Consider the following 934-nt stretch of genomic DNA (forward strand, 5'->3'; position numbering starts at 1 on the left):
GTGGTGTTGGTGGTGTTGGTGGTGTTGGTGGTGTTGGTGGTGTTACCTTGTTGTTAAACTCAGTATCTTCAGGCATTTGTGAAGTAAGGGTCAACACTTTACCTTCCTTAGTTACAGTAACTCCAACAGTCGCTACCATCTTATCGTACTCAACTCCAGCCTCTGTACCTTTCACTTCTTCTACATGATAGATATAAGTACCTTCTTGACCACGTTTGAATTCAAGAGCTGAGAACTTGATCTTACCTTCAGCATCATTGCTTACGGTTTCAATCACGTTACCATCTTTGTCTTTCAATACGAAGCTGAATTCACCAGCTTTCAACGCACGACCTTCCAATTTCTTCGTGAAGTTGAATTCAACTTTCACTGGGATATTAACAACACGTTTCTCAGTTGGTTTTTCTGGTTTTTCAACTGATTTCTTAGTTGGATCATATTGGTGAACAATTTGAGAAGCTGTATTTTCAATGCCTACACCTTCTTTAGCAGTTCCCTTGATACGTGCTGGAATATCAAACTTGTAGTAACGTCCAAATGCTAATTTAGCAGTGTCGATTACTTGAGTATTTTCTGCATCTCCAAGTGACTTAGTCAAGTCAGCCTTAGATGTAGCAGTAATGACACCATCCACAATTGAGATATCAAACTTAGCTGTTACATCTTCACCAGTTACTGAATCATAAGCCTTAATTTCAGATACGTTAACATCCAAGTTTTCGCTATCATATTTATCTGTAATACCAACAGATTGAATATTGTGAGCTTCAGTGAATTTAGTTGTATCTAACCATACTTGGTAAACAACCTTATCACCCTTATGGAGTGTTTGAGTATTGATATTTTGCTTTTCATTATTATCAACTTTGTCCACGTATGGATCTTTGTTGGTATCTGCGACCTTATCTGCCAATTCTTTGTCATCGTCAACGAG

General features: G+C 38.1%; 1 protein-coding gene. It reads right to left on the reverse strand.

The features are described 5' to 3' along the window. Positions 1–934: SspB-related isopeptide-forming adhesin (locus tag ADH31_RS06065; protein WP_049509574.1), on the reverse strand; the 934-nt coding region annotated here is incomplete at both ends.

Origin of the sequence: Streptococcus pseudopneumoniae, assembly GCF_001072375.1 — a bacterium.
GTDB lineage: Bacteria > Bacillota > Bacilli > Lactobacillales > Streptococcaceae > Streptococcus > Streptococcus pseudopneumoniae_L.